We start from the raw sequence: 17,632 nt of genomic DNA on the forward strand, positions 1-17,632 counted from the left end.
AATCCGGGTTTTTACATTCGGATTCCGGACATTTCCGGTAAAAAATTGTAAATTCGCATACAAATAAATCAGATATAATGAGTAAAAGTATTGAGGAGTTAAAAACTCTTACTACGCAGATCAGAAGAGACATTTTAAGAATGGTTCATGCTGTAAATTCAGGGCACCCAGGTGGGAGCTTAGGCTGTACAGAATTCTTCACAGCCCTTTATGGAAAGGTAATGAACTATAAACTTCCTTTCACTATGGAAGGCAAAAATGAGGACCATTTTTATCTATCAAACGGACATATTTCCCCGGTATTCTACTCTACTTTGGCAAGATTCGGGTTCTTCCCGGTGGCAGAGCTGAGTACTTTCAGAAAATTGGATTCAAGATTACAGGGACACCCTACCACACATGAAGGACTTCCGGGAGTTAGAATTGCTTCAGGTTCTCTGGGACAGGGACTTTCTGTAGCGCTTGGAGTAGCGCAGGGTAAAAAATTAGATGGTGATCAGTCTATTGTTTACTCTCTTCACGGAGATGGTGAGCTTCAGGAAGGTCAGGTTTGGGAAGCCTTGATGTATGCTGCTGCTAAAAAAGTAGACAATATCATTTCTACTATTGATTATAACGGACGTCAGATTGACGGAGATACAGATGATGTATTAAGCCTGGGAGATCTTCATGCTAAACTGGAGGCATTCGGATGGATTGTTTTAGAAGAAAAGAATGGTAATGATCTTGAAGCGGTAATTGCAATCCTTGAGAAAGCAAAAACAGAAACTGGTAAAGGGAAGCCTGTAGCCATCCTTCTTCATACAGAAATGGGTTATGGAGTAGATTATATGATGGGATCTCATGCATGGCATGGTAAAGCCCCTAATGATGAGCAGTTAGACACAGCATTCAAGCAATTGTACCTAGAAGCTCCGGCTGATTACTAATATCTTAACATCTCGATTAATACAATAAAAATGAAATATACATATACAGAAAAAAAGGATACACGTTCAGGATTCGGAGCAGGATTAGCAGAACTCGCTGACAAAAATCCTAATGTAGTAGCACTTTGTGCTGACCTTATCGGTTCTTTGAAAATGGAGAAATTCATTGAAAAGGCTCCTGAAAGATTCTTTCAGATAGGAATTGCGGAAGCTAACATGATAGGAATTGCAGCAGGTCTTAGCATTACAGGAAAAATTCCGTTCACAGGAACTTTTGCTAACTTCTCTACCTCAAGGGTATATGACCAGATCCGTCAGTCCATCGCTTATTCTGACAAAAATGTAAAAATCTGTGCATCTCACGCAGGTCTTACTTTAGGAGAAGACGGGGCTACCCACCAGGTTCTTGAAGATATCGGTATGATGAAGATGCTTCCTGGGATGACAGTGATCAATACTTGTGATTACAACCAGACCAAAGCGGCTACATTGGCAATTGCAGATTTTGAAGGTCCTGTATATTTAAGATTCGGAAGACCAGTAGTTCCTGTATTCATCCCTGAAGATATGCCTTTTGAAATCGGAAAAGGAATCATGCTTCAGGAAGGTACTGATGTAACCATTGTTGCAACAGGACACCTTGTATGGGAATCTCTTGTTGCTGCTGATGAACTTGAGAAAGAAGGAATTTCCTGTGAGGTTATCAACATCCACACCATCAAACCTCTTGATGAAGAGATCATTTTAAAGTCTGTTGAAAAGACAGGTAAAATTGTAACGGCTGAGGAACACAACTTCCTTGGTGGTCTAGGTGAATCTGTTGCCGGTATGCTTGCAAGAAGAAGACCAACAAGACAGGAATTCGTAGCAGTGAATGATACTTTCGGAGAATCTGCAACACCTGCAGAACTGATGAAAAAGTATAAAATAGATGCTGCTGCAGTGAAAGAAGCTGTAAAGAGAATTTTAGCTTAATATCAGCTGTTTTATATAAACAAAATCCGGCGGTTTCTCCGAAACCGCCGGATTTTTTGTTGGTAGATTTGTGAAAATCTGTTTTTATGATGTATAAACCACCCCGTCAAAAATTCTTTGAATTTTCGCCACTCCACCGGAGGAGAGGAATGGTTACACCTCCATCCTTCATCGTATTAGTTTTACCCTGCTTATTATTGCTCTTCCTGATTCAAGGGAATTCCTACAGCAATCAGAATGGGAAATAAGATTTCTTTGATGTATTCATCTTCTCTCCTTTCCGAAGCTTTTGACCCTGAAAAATAATTGCTGATTCTGTAGTTTTTCACAAACTGATTTCTCTTTTTTCCGATTGAATAATAATAACCGCCTCTTTCATCATTCACAAAATAGGTCATCTCATCAAAATTCATGAGCTTTCTGGAAAATAACACTTTTCTGTAAATGCATTTTTCCGATTTATTAAAGATATATTTCACGGGAACTCTGAAAAGAAGATCAAACAGGAAGTAGATCATATACACACTCCATAATCCCATTGCAATTTTAAACTGGTCACCAGACATTTTATCCATGAAATAATACAAAATGACAGGAAGAGCAATCATACCCAATACCAGCCACCATAACAAAGCACGCAGGAAACTATAATTGGGCATCAAACTTATTTCACTTCCGTTTTCTTCAAACTTATAGCGGTCTCTGATATCCATTCTCAGGATTATTAACATTCATTATATCTTCTGTTTCGTTGACCATTTTCTGTATCCCTTTCTGGGTAAGGGCCTGGCCAATCGTAAGCTGTTTCTCCTTACCATCTACTTCAAAGTACATAGACAGCATTACATTTGTAGTGATAAAGCCCATATATTTTGTGGCCAAAACATGAAAATTTCTGAAATTCTCTATGGGATAGGTTCTTACCGGAACAAAAATGGAGTGTTTTCCAGTAATCGTTTTTCGGTCCAAATCAATGATAAATTTCTTAGTAAAGAAATTGACTAAAATAAGAGCTACCACAGCAATGATAATATAGGTTCCGGTTCTTACACTGTTAAAAATCAATCCTGCGATGATGAGAAAAATAATGCAGAGTACCGATACAAATACCGGCTGGTTTTTAAAAATATATTGGTTCCCTTCTTGTTTATAAAATTGATAGTTATTCATAATTAATGTAATTTGTTTAGTAATTAATTTTATCTCTTAATTTTCTTTCCTAACCATTTTTCCATTTCTGAAAACATTTCATCGATAGACAAAACCCTAAGGTCAGGATGACTTTTCAGCCACTGAGAGTGAAGCTCTGCCAGATTTTCTTCCAGCAGGTAAAATGAATCGTTATTCAAATAGTCTCTTGTATTGTTGGGTCCGAAATATTCGCTTTCCAAAAAGTTCTTCAGTTCACCTTCTTTCAGATGTTCAACTTTTGAAGATTGTTCCACAAACAATTCAAGATGTTTTTGTGCATTGATTTTGTTTAATCCTTCTTTGATAATTCTGTTTAATTCTGCTGACCAGCCTGAATTCCAGACAAACTGAGAAAAATTCCCGTTTTTATATTGACTGACATAGTAATCAATATAGTAACTGGTAATTGAATCTTCAAACATATTCTCTTCTTCCATTCCTTCTTCATGTAAAAGATTTACAACAGAAATATTGGAGTTAATAATATCATAAGGATCATTACTTTTAAAAGAGGCTTCTGAGACAATTATTTTATCGGGCTTCATATGTATATATTTAAAGTGTTTTTTTAATTCATCATACTTTTAATTGCCCCAGGTAGCCATCCAGTTCAGATATTCACTTTTGTATTCATTGTCATTAAGTCTGATAATAAGATCTTTCAGATCTTTTTTTTCAAACTCATAATCTGAAACAGTGAAAATCAGAAATATATCTTTGCCTGTGATCTTTGTGAAAAAGTTTTCATTTTTAAGTTTCTCCAGCACTTCAATGCAGGTGGAGAATAACTGAGTCTGAAAACCTTCAAACCATTGATCATCGTCATCATGTTTGTTAAGTTCTGCTCTCAATTGAGTGCAGATATCATTGAATTCTTTATCAGCCCCTTCCATTTCATAGGTCCACTCTGCCGGCTCATACTTATAATAAAGAGCATCATCTTCATCTACATCTTCCATTACTTTCATCGTATTGGCTGCCGGGCATACAGTCATTGCTCCTTCATCACTGTACAATGCAAAACAGTAAATTTCTTCTGCTCCATGCTTTTCGTACACTTCTAAAAAAGCTTTTTTAGCAGCTTCTTCAATCTGTTGTTTCAAAATTTCAAAATCCATACTTCTTTTCTTTTTTAAAACGGGCGTTAAAAATACCTTTATCCTGTCAAATCAGCACATTATATTTTATAAAGGTATAGCCAGTTTCATGATTATAGCTATCTGTTTTTATTATACATGAGCCATCCGGGAATCAAAACAGCTGCTCCAATTAGCATCGGAGGCAACTCTCCATATCTGAATAACCACGAAGTTTCTCTGGATGGTCCTATTTTAATGACTACTATCAGGCAGAAACTTATAATAATAAGGATAACTCCTAATGTTTTTTTCATACGATAAGATTGTAATGGCTCATCAGTCAATCTACAAAAGTGTTATAACGGTCAAGAACATATCCTGCTTCTCTTTCCAGATTATCAAGATTACGGTTCAGTTCCTGATTACCTTCATTCAGGCTTCGTTGTACAATCCTCATTTTACCCAGAAAATCATTAACAGAATTATTAAATGCCTGATAACTGCTTTCCTTCTGCTTCTCTGAAGACGGAATCTTTTCGCTGATATTTCTATTGTACAATTTTTCCATTTGCAGATACTGCTGTGAAAACTTGTTTTGATAAGCATTCATATCCGTTACATCATAAGAATCATCAATAATCTTCTGAGCCAGCTCCATGATCTCTCTGGATTGGATGATCTGTGTCTTAAGCGGATGATCTTTAAGCACCTCTATTTCGGCCTTATTTGCTTTGGGGGAAAGCCGGATAAATAAATCATTGGCTGCGGTCCGGTTTTTCTTGATAAGTTTTATTGCCTTTTCATTAATTTCAGCAACCTTTTTTCCTTTATCATCTTTCCAGTCCTCTGCCTGTTTATAAGTGTCCAGTTCCTTTTTCAATGATTCCAGTTGGATCATTGTATCCTTCATCTTATCAACAAGTGCCTGAAAATCTTTTCCCAATACATCCGGAGCCTTTAATTCCTGACGGGTATACATCATCACTGAAGGGGTAAAAATAGGCACTACACCAGAAAACTGTGGATTTGCATCAGCATTTTTTACATAATCTTCCATCTGTATCAATATACTCTGAAAATCTTTGATAAAATCTGACTGCTCATCATCCATTTTCACGACTTTGTTATTAAAAGAAATAATATCTCTGTTGGTATCCCCGGAATTAACACTGAAAGGATTTACCTGGCTGGTATCATTCTGAGATAGTTTTGCTTTAACTTTTTCCAGTTTATCACATGATATAACAGAAAAACTAAAAAGAAGCACTCCAGCGATGATTAATGGTTTTTTCATTATTCTATATTAAATGTTAAATAGGTATTTTCTCAAAATCTTCGAATCCTATCCGATAAAAGAGAATTTATCTTCAAACATTTTCCCGATTAATGGTAAAGGTTTTTCAACATTATTGGCCGCATTGATAATTCCTATAATCATCAGCACCAAAGGAATAATGCCAAATATTCCTAAAATTCCGATTTTGGTCACCATCAATATAATATTGAGAATGACAGATAATACAATTGAAAAAAAGATCAGTCCCAAAGATTGTTTCAGATGGTATTTTAAAAAACCGTTTGATTTTTCTTTTCCGATAACAAAGGAAATAAGCCACCCGAACAGAGTGATGTAAGATACAATTGATAATGTTTTATTGTCCATAATGTAAAAATTTAAGTGAATATTTCTGATTTTTTATCTGTTGTAAAATTGCCACAGAAAAATGTGTACAGCTTCTTTTCTGTAGCTACAAAATATCTTCAACTCAGATTTCAGGTGACTACAAAACGACTACACAAACAAATAAACAACTCATTAACAAATACTTAAATAAATAACCTGTTTTTATTTTTTCATAGGGAAAATTGACAGGTGTCTACAATTTTTGTACTTTCACCCCTATGAAACTGAAGTACTCATTTTTATTTTGTCTACTTTTTATCTGCACCCTATACCAAGCACAGAATACATTTATTGACAGCCTCAAAAACCAATTGAGAGGAGATGATATTTCTATTGAACAAAAATTCAGGGCATACAATGAGCTTACAGAATATTACAGGGTTAGTGATCAGTATAGTACAGCCGAAAAATATATTCAGCTACAGCTGCAGCTTGCCAGAAGAGAAAAAAACAATGCTGAAGAAGTAAAGGCTCTTACTCAGCAGGGCATTATTAAGCTCAATCAGTCTGAATATGATAAGATTCCTGGCATTATTGACGCTGCGAACTTAGTTGTTCAAAAAAGCAATGATAAAACAGCTTTATTATATGCCGGTTATCTGAATATTTATTATATCAATGCTTTGGGGGAAACTGAAAATACAATCAGGCAGGTACAGAAACTCCTTCCGCTTGTTGAAAGGCAGCCTTCAGAAATTCTTCTGAATGCAAAGCTGAATTATCTTCTCTATGCAATCTATACAGAATGGAATGATGCTGAAAATGCCAACAAATATGCAAAAAAAGCAATTGAACTTTCCGAAAAATCAGGAAATAAGAATATGCTGAGCTCAGCCTATTCTGCCCTAGCCGTATGCTATTCTTTTCTTCATGAAAAAACAGGAAATCTAAAAGACCTTGAACCTGTAATACAAACTTGTAAAAAAGCTGTTTCTTTATATTATAAATTCCCTGGCCGCATTTCATCCCATGTACATGCCATGGCATTGCTTAATCTTATCAATTATTATTTAAACTATCCTGTCATGACTCCTGCAATCCGTGAGGATATTCAGAATAATGCCAACGAAATTTTAACGCTTACCCGGCACACGACCCTTAACCAGGGAATTCAGGCAGGGGCGCTGGGAGTTTTAAGTAACCTTGCTTCACGGGATCAGAATGATGCTTTATCTGAGCATTATCTTCTGAAAGCAGAACAAATTCTTCTTACTCAGCAGCCGGTTTATTACCATGTCATGATCAACGTAGTGAAAGATCTTGCCAAGCTGTATGCAAAGCAAAAAAATTATCAGAAAGCATTTGAATATGAATCAAAGGTAGCAGAATACAGTAATCTGCTGTTTGATGAAGGGCAGGCAGAAACTGCCAAAAGGCTGGAAGCACAATATCAGTCCCGGAAAAAAGAATCTGAACTTCAGATTCTTACAGAAAAAACAGACCGTCTAAAAAGAGAGAAACTATTATACATTATTCTGGGGATTATTGGATTGGCTGGTGCATTTTTTATGTTCCGTTCTTATCATTTTAAACTGAAATATTCTATTGAAAGAGAAAATAAACTTGATACTGAAAAACATGAGGCAGAAATGCAGATCAAACTGCAGGAAGAAGAACAGGCAAGATTAAAAGCTGAGCAGGAGCTTCTTACACTTCAACAGCAAAAACTTCAAAGCGAAGTACTGGCCAGTCATCTGCATCTCCTGCATAAGAATAAAGTCCTTCAGCAACTTCAGACTCAGCTTTCTGACGCTGATATTAATATTCATCAGGTGGTAAAGGGAGAAAACCGAGTGGATAATGATTTTGAAAAGATCAGATTCACCATTCAGGAACTTCATCCGGATTTCTTTAAAAACATCGATGATAAGGCAAAACTGAAGCTCACTGCACTGGACCTGAAATACTGCGCCTATATTTATCTTGGAATGGATACCAAACAAATTGCCAACCTTCTCAATGTGGAACCGAAAAGTGTAAGAATGACTAAATATCGTTTGAAAAAAAAGTTCGGACTGGATGAAACTACAGCTTTAGATACTTTTTTTAGAGGAATATTTTCTGAGTAAATATTTCTGCTCTTTTACAGCCTCTATTATCAGCAGACCAAAAATTTCTTACAACCAGATGGTTCATCTTCTGCTTTTATTTTTTACTTTTTGCATTATTGTACAATAGAAAATAATACACAGTACTTTATTGGTATATTTTATTTTTTTTATTCGCTTGTATAAGTTTAGTTTATATTTTTTTTAATTATAAATATTTCACCAATACTCAATTATATTTTATATTAAAATTTGTATTTGTGTACATAAAAAAAACAAATCATTTGCAAATTTTATCCCATCAAAGTGATCTAATATTTTATAGATTTGGAAGCATCAACGTTGATGAAATATATTCTTCAGCTTTAAAATGTATGTGTACAGTACATGATAAATATGAGAATTATTCAACCCAAATGTCAGGGTTTGTATGACACAAATGATTTTACACAACACAAAAATTTTATCACAATGAAAAAATTAAATGGAATGAAGGGTGGCTTCTCTTCTACAGAAAACAAAAAATTACAAAGAAAAGATCTAAAATCTATTTTAGGTGGAGATGATTATAAATATGTAGAAACAGATTGTGGTTCTACATGTTATGATAAAGAGACATGGAAAGATGGCGTTCGTATCAGCACTTTGAAAATAGATACCAGCATTAATTAATATTAATACAGATAGAGGGGTATCCCTCTATCTTTTTCTATCAGATCATATTCGTTAGAGAATTTATGAAAAAAGATATTTGGAACTATACTTCATTTGCTTTAATAGCCATAATTTTTGCTCTTACAAGCTGTAAGAGCAAAAATTTAAACTATATAACCTATTATAATAAGATCAATGAAATCGACAGTATATTTCGTTTTCAAAAGGATACAATATTGACGATCAAGCAGTACAAAAAAATATTCAGACAATATCCTCCCAAAAACCAGGAACGGAGAGAAGAATATGAAAATTATATAAAGCTTGCAGATCAACATCACAAAAATTTCGGAGGAAAGAAAAGTCTTTACAAGCTTATTCCGTTAGTTGCACCTAATTGGAAATATAAAAAGCAAGATACTAGCTTTATACAACTCTATCAAAAATATGGTATTGACAGACAAGAAATGGAATTGAAAGTTGAAGAATGGAAAAAAAGACTTAATCAAAAACTTGTAGATTCTTTTACAGTCGCGTTTAAACGTGATCAAGACAGTCGTATTGATTCAAATTATGCAGATATCAATAAAAATGATAAAAAGAATGCTGAACTTCTTAGGTGGATGTTTGAGAACTATGGATTTCCAGACCTGCAAAAAATAGGTTTATGGAATGGTGATTTTTTTATGCCCTCCGGCCCCATGTTACTTCATATGGCCGATTATGAAGAGTATTACTCATATTTGAAAATAAAAGTATTAGAGTATGTAAAATCCGGTGAATGTCCCCCACGAGACTACGCAGCTATGATAGATAGAAATAATTTACACCATAAAGTACCTTATACTTATGGCGTTTATCAAGGATATGAAAATATAAAAGACTCCGCAACCGTCAATCGTAATCGCAAAAGCATAGGGCTGCCAAGCTTAAAGCATGCTCAGTTGATTACAAAAGATTTCTTCAAAAAAATAAAAAAGAAAAATTGATACTGATCATTTCTCAAAATAACGAAATAACGACTACAGAAGTCATTAAATGGCTACTAAAATTGGATAAAAGCTTTATCCGGGTGCATGAAGATGAAATTTTTGATATTAAAATCCAAGAAAAACGGATTTATCTAGAAAGCCCGAGAAATTGTTTTTTTATTGATGAAATTACTAGTATCTGGTATAGAAGAGGTGGGTTGAAGTTTAACCGCCTGCATTATAAAAATGAAGCAATTAATCTTAATATGAATGAATATCAACACTGGTTGGAAGATTATATAATAAAGGTTTTAGAGTCAAAAAAACATATTAATAAACAAAGCAATAGTGATATCAATAAACTTCTCGTGCTTGAAGCGGCTCAAAAAGTTGGATTAGATGTTCCGTCTTATTTTCTGGCTGACACCACAGATGATGTTACTTTAAATAAAACAATCATCAAAACCATTGGTGGAAATCCGCGAATGGAAAACATACTCAAAGATTCCAGTGGTATGATGTATACAACAATTGTTCAAGAAAATGAAGACGAAAATTTTTTTATCACTTTCTTTCAGGAAAAAATTGAAAAAGATTTTGAGATAAGAAGCTTTTATTTAAATGGTAAAGTCTGGTCTACAGCCATCTTTTCGCAAAATGATAACCAGACTAAAATTGACTTTAGGAGGTACAATGATGAAAAACCAAATAGAAAAGTTCCTTATAATCTTCCGAAAAATATTGAACAAAAAATACATCAGCTAATGAAGTCATTAGATCTTAATTCCGGTTCTCTTGATTTCATTAAAAATGATCGTAAATATTATTTTTTAGAAATCAATCCTGTAGGCCAGTTTTTGGGAATATCAGTAATATGTAATTATTTATTGGAAAAAGAAATAGCTGATTATTTATGAAAAGAGATTTTACTAGCAAAGAAAAACATACACTTCCTCTCACATTTAAATATATTGACGTTGTAAAAAGTAAAAGTCGTGAGAAAAAGCATTTTAGCATTACCATTCCTTGTGAAAAATATTTTACGGATTCTTATGCTAAACTTAATCCTTATAAATTTCTGACAAGATTACTATGAAATACTTTAATCTTTTTTCAACAATTGTGATCACAAAAGGAGCCACCAGAATTCTTATTTCAGATCTACAGAGAAATGTATCGGAATTATATCCCTTGGAATTGTACGAACTGATAGAAGAAATTAAAAAACATTCTCTTGAAGACATACTGCAAGATTATGATGAAGAATCCAGGTCAATTGTTCAGGAATATATTAATCTTCTGCTGGAAAAAGAATATGGATTTATTACTGAAAACGATTGGGACAGGAACTTTCCTCCTCTTTCTTATGAATATCATGAGCCCAGTGCTATAACAAATCTCTTTATCGAAATGGAAGATATAGAGCTGCTGAAAAAAATAAAACCTTCTGTAGAAAACCTTGGCATTAAACATCTGGTGATTTATAGTTTAAAACCTTTAACAATAAATGAATTCATAGAAATTGATGATACTTTTAAAACCTCAGTGCTGTCAGGAATAGAAGTCTTTTCACCATTTCATAAGGAAACCAATCTATCTTTTATACAGGCTCTTCACAAAAATACAGTCAGAATATACAGTCTCATTTTCTACAATTGCTCGAACCCTCCTTTCAAAGCTAAAGATGAATACAGATTTTCGCTGAATTTTCTGAAAGATGACCTGAAACTATCTGCCTGTGGAAAAGTGGATCTGAAATATTTCAACACGAACCTTCCAAAAATACTGGAAGCAATGAATCACAATTCCTGCCTGTATAAAAAGATAGGTATTGACAGACATGGCAACATCAGAAACTGTCCTCTGATGAATGAAAGCTATGGGAATATCCAAAATCAAAGCCTTGAAGCAGCCTTATTTCAGCCTGGTTTCAAACAATACTGGAACCTTACCAAAGACAGCATAGAGACCTGTAAAGACTGTGAGTTCCGGTATGTCTGCACAGACTGCAGGGCATATACCGAGAATGCCGAAAAAAACAAGGAAGGTCTGGATGTATCAAAACCCCTTAAATGTGGTTATAATCCCTATTCAGGTGTATGGGAAGACTGGTTAGAGAATCCTTTAAAACAACAGATTTTCCATTCGCTTGAGCTTAAATAGTATTTTTCTCATCCCTCTTATTATTCGAAAACCGCTTTTAAATAGAATTTAAAAGCGGTTTTATTATCTTATTGCCAATGCCTAAGCCTTGCCTTATTTAAAAAATTTCCATTTCGGAATAATAGCCAGCATTCCGAATCCTGTAAACAGGAAAAGATTGGTAACATCCGTATAAAGGAATGTAGAAAGATAATAATTGTGCATAAAGAAATGCAGTACCAGTAAAGCCGGAAACATAACTATTCCCACTTTTCTGTAAAAGAACATCAGCACCAGCCCAATCATCATCAGTACGTCAATGGAAAAAATAATATAGAAGTACCACCTAGGAATCTCCAGGTATTCATGCTGCAGATACTCATCCACATCTATTCCAAGTCCCATTATAGTAAACAACATCAAGGCAGCAAATGCCAGTATGAATCCCCATCCTTTCTTTGGGTCTTCGTCAAAATAGCTGTACTCTTCCATACCTGCAAAAATAAAGAACTTATGAGTAATTTCATAAGTTCTTTTATAATTATTCGTTTAAAATTTGATTAAACAGAGATCGCGTTGATCAGTCTGTTTTTGTCACTTAAGAATTCTTCCATAGAAATCATACTTTCAGTTCTCATTACGTCCTGAATGTCATCGATCTGATAGATAATTCTTTTAGCGTCATCGGTATTTTTAGCTCTTACTTTACAGAAAATATTATATTTTCCTGAAATTACGCTAGCTTCGATTACGTTAGGAATAGTTGACAACTCTTTCAATACTTCCTGAGTACGGTTTGACTTTGTCAAAAGGATACCTATGAAAGCTGTAAAGTGATAATCCAGCTTACCATAATCGATATTAAGAGATGATCCCAAAATAATACCTGCATCTTCCATCTTTTTCACTCTTACGTGAATTGTTCCAGCAGAAACATCCATCTGCTTTGCAATTTCAGTAAAAGGCATTCTTGTGTTTTCTACTAAGAAATCAAGAATCTTCTTGTCTATTTCGTCCAGTTGATAGTTCATATTAGTTAAATTACAATTTTTTTAAAAAATCTATGTATTTTTTGCAAATTTACGAAAAATAATTTAACTAAAAAATATATATCAAATATTAACAATAATTAACACAGATGATAAAAATCATTAAAATATTCTAATTATTTACCTTGCGATTTTATAGAATCTGTTTTTATTTCACCTTTTGCATCTGAACTTTTTTTGTCTTTTTTCTTCTTTTTAAACAAAGAATTGAAGCTTTTACTCCACACAACCCCTCCTCCATACGCTTGATTAGTAGAACCGTTTGTACTCACCATTCCGATGTTGGTAGGCTTGGAATAAGCACGGATGACCAATGAACCGTCATTCTTTTTAGACAGGTCATACTCGACTGAACCTTCCGTAGAAAGGTAATTGTTTTGTGCACCATCTGTTTTTGATAAAGGAATACCCAAACCTGTCTTAATATTAACCCTTGGAGAAACAGCAACACTCACCCCTGCATTAGCCCTGTCTCCGAAGTTTGAATTCTGATCACCTTTTACATAGTTAAGGTCGATCTGGAATTCATTACTCATGGTATTAAGAACAGATCCCAACTGTTTCAGAAGCATATTATACCCTGAAGACTCCGCTACATTCCCTACATTCACATCCACCCCACCGGTATTGGAGACATTAAAAGTACTCAACAGCAGGACAGATCCAAACTGAAGGACCTTCTCTCCCTCCTGGCTCATCTTTGCGGCGAGCGTTTCCCTTACCTGGCTGGACACATCCATGGCAGTTACGTTAAGATCAATCTGAGGATCCACCAGCGACTGGGTTATATGGGCCTGAAGCAGGATACTGATAGGCTGCAGTTTTCCCATACTAAGATACTCTCCGGCATTGGAAACCATTCTTATGTAGTTGGCGTTAATATCTAATGCGGGTTTCATTGCATCACCATCCCATCTGATACTGCTGTTTCTTTCAATCTGGAATGTTTTGTTAAGAATAGCCTTAGAAACGAATGTTCCGTTATCTACTTTATAAGTACCACTCATGGCAATATTCCCCTGCCTGTTCATATGGAACCTCAACGGATCAGCAGAGCCTTTTACCGTAATATTTCCTACATCATCTCCTACCAGTACGTTGACAGTAGTTCCTTTGTCTACAGCCAGGTTGAAATCAATATTCATATTGGCTCCTGTTTTTTTCTTTTCCTCGAGTGTGATCAGACCGTCTTTTCCTTCTTTAAGGAACCTCAGCATTTTAAATTCTTCAACATTGGACGTAGAGCCGGAATTGAAGGTAAAAGTACTTCCGTTAAGCGCCTTCATGTTAGGAGTTGTTATACTTAGCCCCGAAACCGGTCCATCCACATACAGGTCTCCCTGCCCGTAAACTCTTCCCCAAAACAGGTCAGAATCTTTCTGTGTGGTATTAAGCATCAAAAGATTGTCAGCTCTCATTACCAGAGATACCCCCATTGATGAAAGTGTTTCAAACTGGATTGCCCCGGAAATATTCCCCTTAGAATTGGTTCTTCCGTCATGAACCTCAATATTGTTGAGGATAGCAAGTCCTTTCGACAGCTGGATTACAGTATCATCAAATGAATAATCTACTCCTGTAAACAAAAGTTTTAATCCAAAATCTTTCAGAGCAATATCACCGCTATAGTCAAGGTTGTTAAGCTTTCCATTGATTTTCAGATCTCCCGTAGCTTTTCCACGAAGATTTCCGAAAATAGTCTGCACAAACTGCTGTGTAAATGACAGATCAAAATCACGCATTTCTGCGGTAAGGTCGATAATAGGAGAAGACGTATTATTGTTAACAGTTCCTGTCAGATTAAGACTGTTATTTCCCAACACTCCTGCAGAATGCACTTTTACATCAATATCATAGACATTCAGTGAAAAACCATTGGTAGCAGCAATAGAAATATCTCCCATATCGTTACCATTCATCTTAATATCATCAATATTGAGATCTACCAAAGGCTGAAGGGTGCTTTTATCCATTTTGATCTTAACACTTCCGTTGGCAAGACCCTTTATATCCATGGTATTCCCTCCTGACTGCATTTCCAGCAGTTTTTCTACAGCAAAATCATTGATATCTGCATCTACGTAAAAATCTTTTGCTGATTTAAACTGCGCTTCTTTAATAAACAGAGCACTCTTATCAGAATAAACGCGCAGATTCCTGATATCAAAATCCCCTGTCTTCTTTCTGTACGTAATGGAATGATTCAGTTCAGGACTTGTATCTATAGCCCAGGTAACTTCATTGAATTTTACTTCAGTAGGTTCAAACCTGAATACATAATCACCCACGGCATCTGTAGACTGGTCAACATTGATGGCATATTCCTTAAGTTTTTCATTAATCTCATCATCAGGACTTCCATGCTTAAATACGGTGGCCAGATGCAACGTATTCCCATTCTCATTATTTCCTTTAAGCTCGAAATCTTTAATGACATTTTTATTATAGATCACTCTATTGATCTTGGCATACAACTGCTGATTAAGATCTGCGGTATTAATTCTGATCTTAACACTATCCACCATAGCACTGTCCCTGTTGACATTCTTCCTGTCGTTCACTTTATAATCAGGATTAGAAGCAGCAAGTGCTTTATCAGCATCTGTAATTTCTTCTTCCTTTGTCATGATATATTTTAAAGAAGCTGCATCAAGATTCAGGATCAGATTATTTGAATTTCCGTCATATTCCCCTTCCACCACCGCTCCCTGTGGTAACCTCAGGTCAGGCAAGAAGTAGTTGATTAATCCCTGCTGAACATCAAACTTAAGGGCAAAATTCTGTCCACGGTATAATTTTCTCGGAGGGGGTCCTACCAAAATTTTTCCGACTCCGTTTTCTACCATTCCGGCAAGATCTGCCAGGCTGTATTTCCCGGATATTTTACCGGTAGCAGCACCTGGCGCATCTACATCTATTACACGGGACCCTCCTTCTACAAATGTTTTTAACTTGGCGTTCGGAATATTATATTTTTGAGTGGCAGAAGCAAAGTGAAGATTATTGGCATTAACATCTAAAGTGAGGTCGTTAATGGAAGACATTGCCATTTTCCCTTCAACCTGTCCGCTTACCACCTGACTCCCCGGTTTATTGGTAAAGTAGTTCATATTCAGATAAGTGACATCAGCATTGACATCCATTGCAATCCTTGATGTACTGAAGTCTATTAATCCTTTGATGGTAGCTTTTGCCTGCTCATCATTTACAGTAATGAGTCCATTGTATTTTTTATGATCCAACAATCCGTCCAGATAAAGATTATTGATCGTTTTATCCATAATTTCAACACTTGCAATCTGAGATTTTGTGGTCAGACGCATGGTATTAACATCAAAGCTTTGCCCGTTAAGATCAAATTTACCCGAAATTAAACCCACTGTTTTATTCTTGGTAATCACAGAGGTATTAAGGTCTTTCACGTCAAGATAACCTGAATATTTTGGCATAGCCGTGCTGTAACCTGTCAAAGTAAGTCTGGAGATTTTCGCCTGTCCGATTCCTGTCATCAGGTTTCCGCTATCCACATAGATCTGGTCCGGATTTACTTTTGCTGTTCCGTTATACTTTAACTTCCCGAAATCATCAGCAAAATTCTTCATCTTTTTGGAAATAAATGAAGGCATCATTGCTTTTAAATCTTTGTAGGTAAAATCTGTGGAAAGATCCTTCGTTTCGATTGCAAAATGTCCTTTCAGTAAATGGTCCACCTTCATTGTTTTCGTGGCAATATTAACATCGGGATTTCTGATCAGGAAGTTTTCCAGATGGAACTTATTTAAAGGCCCGGTCATTGTTCCTGAAAGATTGAACGGCTTAATATTATCCCAGTTCGTCACAAAATAGCTGATATCGTAACCGCTTAACTGGCTTCCCTGCTTGATATTCATATCCCAGCGTACTTTATCTGCAAAATCTGCCCACGATCCGTCATGAAGATTAAATTTAATATCACCCTGAAGTAAAGTATGATCTGTATTCAGCGTAAGATCTTTTAATGACAAAAACTGCTTCGTTAAGGAAAGTTCTGTTGAAAAAGTATCTACAATATGGTCTTTCCCCCATCTTGAAGTGACAAATGACATATTATTGATTAACGCCGAAACATTCGGACCGTTGACTTTTACATTAGGCGCTTTTAAGTTGAATTTTGTTGCTGTAAGCCATTTGCCATGTTCTCCTGAAGAATTTTGATTAACAATAGAAACTTTGGAATCAATAATCTGTATCCTGGAATTCAGCTGAAAAGGAGGTTTTTTCGGATCTCTTTTCTTTCCGTTATCAAAAAGTTCTACAAATCTTACAAAATTAGAAATGCTGTCACCCTTATAAGTAATTACTTTTACATCGGCATTAACAAGAGCGAGAGAGTTAAAACTTAAGGAATTGCTGTTTCCGGAAATGGCATTCACAGCAAGAGATATCCAGTCTGAATCAGCACGAAACTCACGGGCTGTAATAAAATTAAAGCCTTTATAATCTTTTACTTTTAAACCTTTTATGGTAACATCTCCGAAGTAATTCACATCTACACTTTCCGTAGAAAAGTCAGATTTGAAATCGTTATTAACAAGTTTCAGCGCCTGATCAGCCGCCCATTGCTTTGTCACCGGAAGATTAATGGCAATAAGAACTCCTCCAACAAAAACAATCCCCAGCCAAAAGAGAATCAAAAGAAGCTTTGCCCACCAGGTATAGCTGGTAACGTCTTTCATGGCCTGCTTCCCAAACTCTTCAGCCGTTTCCACAGGATGATGTATGGCATCTGAAGCAAGCTCAGATGCTTCTTTCACTGTCTCCCGAACTTTCTCCTCTACATTTTCGACAGTCTTTTGTACCTGATCACCTAAGTTTTCAGCTACTGATTTTTTATTCTCATTCTCGTTATTATTCTCTAACTTTGCCATTAT

17 protein-coding genes are annotated in these 17,632 nt (G+C 35.5%); 7 read left to right on the forward strand and 10 right to left on the reverse strand.

Going from position 1 to position 17,632, the window contains the following annotated elements; all coding sequences use genetic code 11:
* The first annotated feature begins 44 nt into the window (after nt 1-44).
* Nucleotides 45-929, forward strand: a complete 885-nt coding sequence (locus CRS_RS10735; RefSeq protein ID WP_228451236.1) for a transketolase — start codon at nt 45-47, stop codon at nt 927-929.
* Nucleotides 930-959: 30 nt separating this feature from the next.
* The gene (locus CRS_RS10740; RefSeq protein ID WP_142724068.1) at nt 960-1,904 is read left to right on the forward strand and encodes a transketolase family protein; all 945 of its coding nucleotides are present in this window, start codon (nt 960-962) and stop codon (nt 1,902-1,904) included.
* A gap of 194 nt (nt 1,905-2,098) precedes the next feature.
* On the opposite strand, the gene CRS_RS10745 is transcribed toward CRS_RS10740, so the two are convergent.
* The 7 genes from CRS_RS10745 to CRS_RS10770 form a co-directional block, all read right to left on the reverse strand.
* Nucleotides 2,099-2,617 carry a hypothetical protein gene (locus tag CRS_RS10745; RefSeq protein WP_228451228.1) on the reverse strand — a complete coding sequence of 173 codons (519 nt, stop codon included), beginning with the start codon at nt 2,615-2,617 and terminating at the stop codon, nt 2,099-2,101.
* Nucleotides 2,595-3,074, reverse strand: coding sequence for a hypothetical protein (locus CRS_RS10750; RefSeq protein WP_142724069.1), 480 nt, complete (start codon nt 3,072-3,074; stop codon nt 2,595-2,597). Before CRS_RS10750 ends, CRS_RS10745 begins: the two co-directional genes overlap by 23 nt.
* Nucleotides 3,075-3,103: 29 nt before the next feature.
* On the reverse strand, nt 3,104-3,640 hold the full coding sequence (locus CRS_RS10755) for a DUF4375 domain-containing protein (protein WP_142724070.1): 537 nt from the start codon (nt 3,638-3,640) through the stop codon (nt 3,104-3,106).
* A gap of 39 nt (nt 3,641-3,679) precedes the next feature.
* Nucleotides 3,680-4,213, reverse strand: a complete 534-nt coding sequence (locus tag CRS_RS10760; protein WP_142724071.1) for a DUF4303 domain-containing protein — start codon at nt 4,211-4,213, stop codon at nt 3,680-3,682.
* Nucleotides 4,214-4,311: 98 nt separating this feature from the next.
* On the reverse strand, nt 4,312-4,488 hold the full coding sequence (locus CRS_RS24400) for a hypothetical protein (protein ID WP_172617037.1): 177 nt from the start codon (nt 4,486-4,488) through the stop codon (nt 4,312-4,314).
* Nucleotides 4,489-4,514: 26 nt separating this feature from the next.
* Nucleotides 4,515-5,468, reverse strand: a complete 954-nt coding sequence (locus CRS_RS10765; protein WP_142724072.1) for a DUF3829 domain-containing protein — start codon at nt 5,466-5,468, stop codon at nt 4,515-4,517.
* A 48-nt stretch (nt 5,469-5,516) separates the two neighbouring features.
* Nucleotides 5,517-5,837: a DUF4870 domain-containing protein gene (locus CRS_RS10770; RefSeq protein ID WP_142724073.1), complete on the reverse strand. Its 321-nt coding sequence runs from the start codon at nt 5,835-5,837 to the stop codon at nt 5,517-5,519.
* Nucleotides 5,838-6,076: 239 nt separating this feature from the next.
* On the opposite strand from CRS_RS10770, the gene CRS_RS10775 reads away from it, so the two are divergent.
* The 5 genes from CRS_RS10775 to gwsS all read left to right on the forward strand — a co-directional run bounded on the left by CRS_RS10775 (nt 6,077) and on the right by gwsS (nt 11,694).
* Entirely contained in the window at nt 6,077-7,927 is a 1,851-nt protein-coding gene (locus CRS_RS10775) for a hypothetical protein (protein WP_142724074.1), read from the forward strand.
* 450 nt (nt 7,928-8,377) lie between these two features.
* Complete coding sequence (locus tag CRS_RS10780) at nt 8,378-8,578, forward strand: TIGR04139 family peptide modification target (RefSeq protein ID WP_172617038.1); 201 nt, start codon at nt 8,378-8,380, stop codon at nt 8,576-8,578.
* A gap of 65 nt (nt 8,579-8,643) precedes the next feature.
* On the forward strand, nt 8,644-9,549 hold the full coding sequence (locus CRS_RS10785) for a hypothetical protein (protein WP_142724076.1): 906 nt from the start codon (nt 8,644-8,646) through the stop codon (nt 9,547-9,549).
* Nucleotides 9,546-10,448: a grasp-with-spasm system ATP-grasp peptide maturase gene (gene gwsG / locus CRS_RS10790; protein ID WP_142724077.1), complete on the forward strand. Its 903-nt coding sequence runs from the start codon at nt 9,546-9,548 to the stop codon at nt 10,446-10,448. The genes CRS_RS10785 and gwsG overlap by 4 nt, the downstream gene beginning before the upstream one ends.
* 175 nt (nt 10,449-10,623) lie before the next feature.
* Nucleotides 10,624-11,694, forward strand: a complete 1,071-nt coding sequence (gene gwsS, locus CRS_RS10795) for a grasp-with-spasm system SPASM domain peptide maturase (protein ID WP_142724078.1) — start codon at nt 10,624-10,626, stop codon at nt 11,692-11,694.
* A 93-nt stretch (nt 11,695-11,787) separates the two neighbouring features.
* Here the strand turns inward: gwsS and CRS_RS10800 are convergent, their stop codons facing one another.
* From CRS_RS10800 to CRS_RS10810, 3 genes are all read right to left on the reverse strand, one after another.
* On the reverse strand, nt 11,788-12,165 hold the full coding sequence (locus CRS_RS10800) for a hypothetical protein (protein WP_142724079.1): 378 nt from the start codon (nt 12,163-12,165) through the stop codon (nt 11,788-11,790).
* Between the two features lie 68 nt (nt 12,166-12,233).
* Nucleotides 12,234-12,704 carry an Lrp/AsnC family transcriptional regulator gene (locus tag CRS_RS10805; RefSeq protein WP_002984446.1) on the reverse strand — a complete coding sequence of 157 codons (471 nt, stop codon included), beginning with the start codon at nt 12,702-12,704 and terminating at the stop codon, nt 12,234-12,236.
* A 134-nt stretch (nt 12,705-12,838) separates the two neighbouring features.
* Nucleotides 12,839-17,629: a translocation/assembly module TamB gene (locus CRS_RS10810; RefSeq protein WP_142724080.1), complete on the reverse strand. Its 4,791-nt coding sequence runs from the start codon at nt 17,627-17,629 to the stop codon at nt 12,839-12,841.
* Nucleotides 17,630-17,632: the final 3 nt, after the last annotated feature.

It is taken from the genome of Chryseobacterium sp. ON_d1 (assembly GCF_006829085.1).
Taxonomy (GTDB): Bacteria; Bacteroidota; Bacteroidia; order Flavobacteriales; family Weeksellaceae; genus Chryseobacterium.

Bases quoted from the DNA above. Each gene is read 5' to 3' on its own strand.
- CRS_RS10740 (WP_142724068.1), top strand. From the start codon at position 960: ATGAAATATACATATACAGAAAAAAAGGATACACGTTCAGGATTCGGA.
- CRS_RS10745 (WP_228451228.1), bottom strand. From the start codon at position 2,617: ATGGATATCAGAGACCGCTATAAGTTTGAAGAAAACGGAAGTGAAATA.
- CRS_RS10750 (WP_142724069.1), bottom strand. From the start codon at position 3,074: ATGAATAACTATCAATTTTATAAACAAGAAGGGAACCAATATATTTTT.
- CRS_RS10755 (WP_142724070.1), bottom strand. From the start codon at position 3,640: ATGAAGCCCGATAAAATAATTGTCTCAGAAGCCTCTTTTAAAAGTAAT.
- CRS_RS10760 (WP_142724071.1), bottom strand. From the start codon at position 4,213: ATGGATTTTGAAATTTTGAAACAACAGATTGAAGAAGCTGCTAAAAAA.
- CRS_RS24400 (WP_172617037.1), bottom strand. From the start codon at position 4,488: ATGAAAAAAACATTAGGAGTTATCCTTATTATTATAAGTTTCTGCCTG.
- CRS_RS10765 (WP_142724072.1), bottom strand. From the start codon at position 5,468: ATGAAAAAACCATTAATCATCGCTGGAGTGCTTCTTTTTAGTTTTTCT.
- CRS_RS10770 (WP_142724073.1), bottom strand. From the start codon at position 5,837: ATGGACAATAAAACATTATCAATTGTATCTTACATCACTCTGTTCGGG.
- CRS_RS10775 (WP_142724074.1), top strand. From the start codon at position 6,077: ATGAAACTGAAGTACTCATTTTTATTTTGTCTACTTTTTATCTGCACC.
- CRS_RS10780 (WP_172617038.1), top strand. From the start codon at position 8,378: ATGAAAAAATTAAATGGAATGAAGGGTGGCTTCTCTTCTACAGAAAAC.
- CRS_RS10785 (WP_142724076.1), top strand. From the start codon at position 8,644: ATGAAAAAAGATATTTGGAACTATACTTCATTTGCTTTAATAGCCATA.
- gwsS (WP_142724078.1), top strand. From the start codon at position 10,624: ATGAAATACTTTAATCTTTTTTCAACAATTGTGATCACAAAAGGAGCC.
- CRS_RS10800 (WP_142724079.1), bottom strand. From the start codon at position 12,165: ATGGAAGAGTACAGCTATTTTGACGAAGACCCAAAGAAAGGATGGGGA.
- CRS_RS10805 (WP_002984446.1), bottom strand. From the start codon at position 12,704: ATGAACTATCAACTGGACGAAATAGACAAGAAGATTCTTGATTTCTTA.
- CRS_RS10810 (WP_142724080.1), bottom strand. From the start codon at position 17,629: ATGGCAAAGTTAGAGAATAATAACGAGAATGAGAATAAAAAATCAGTA.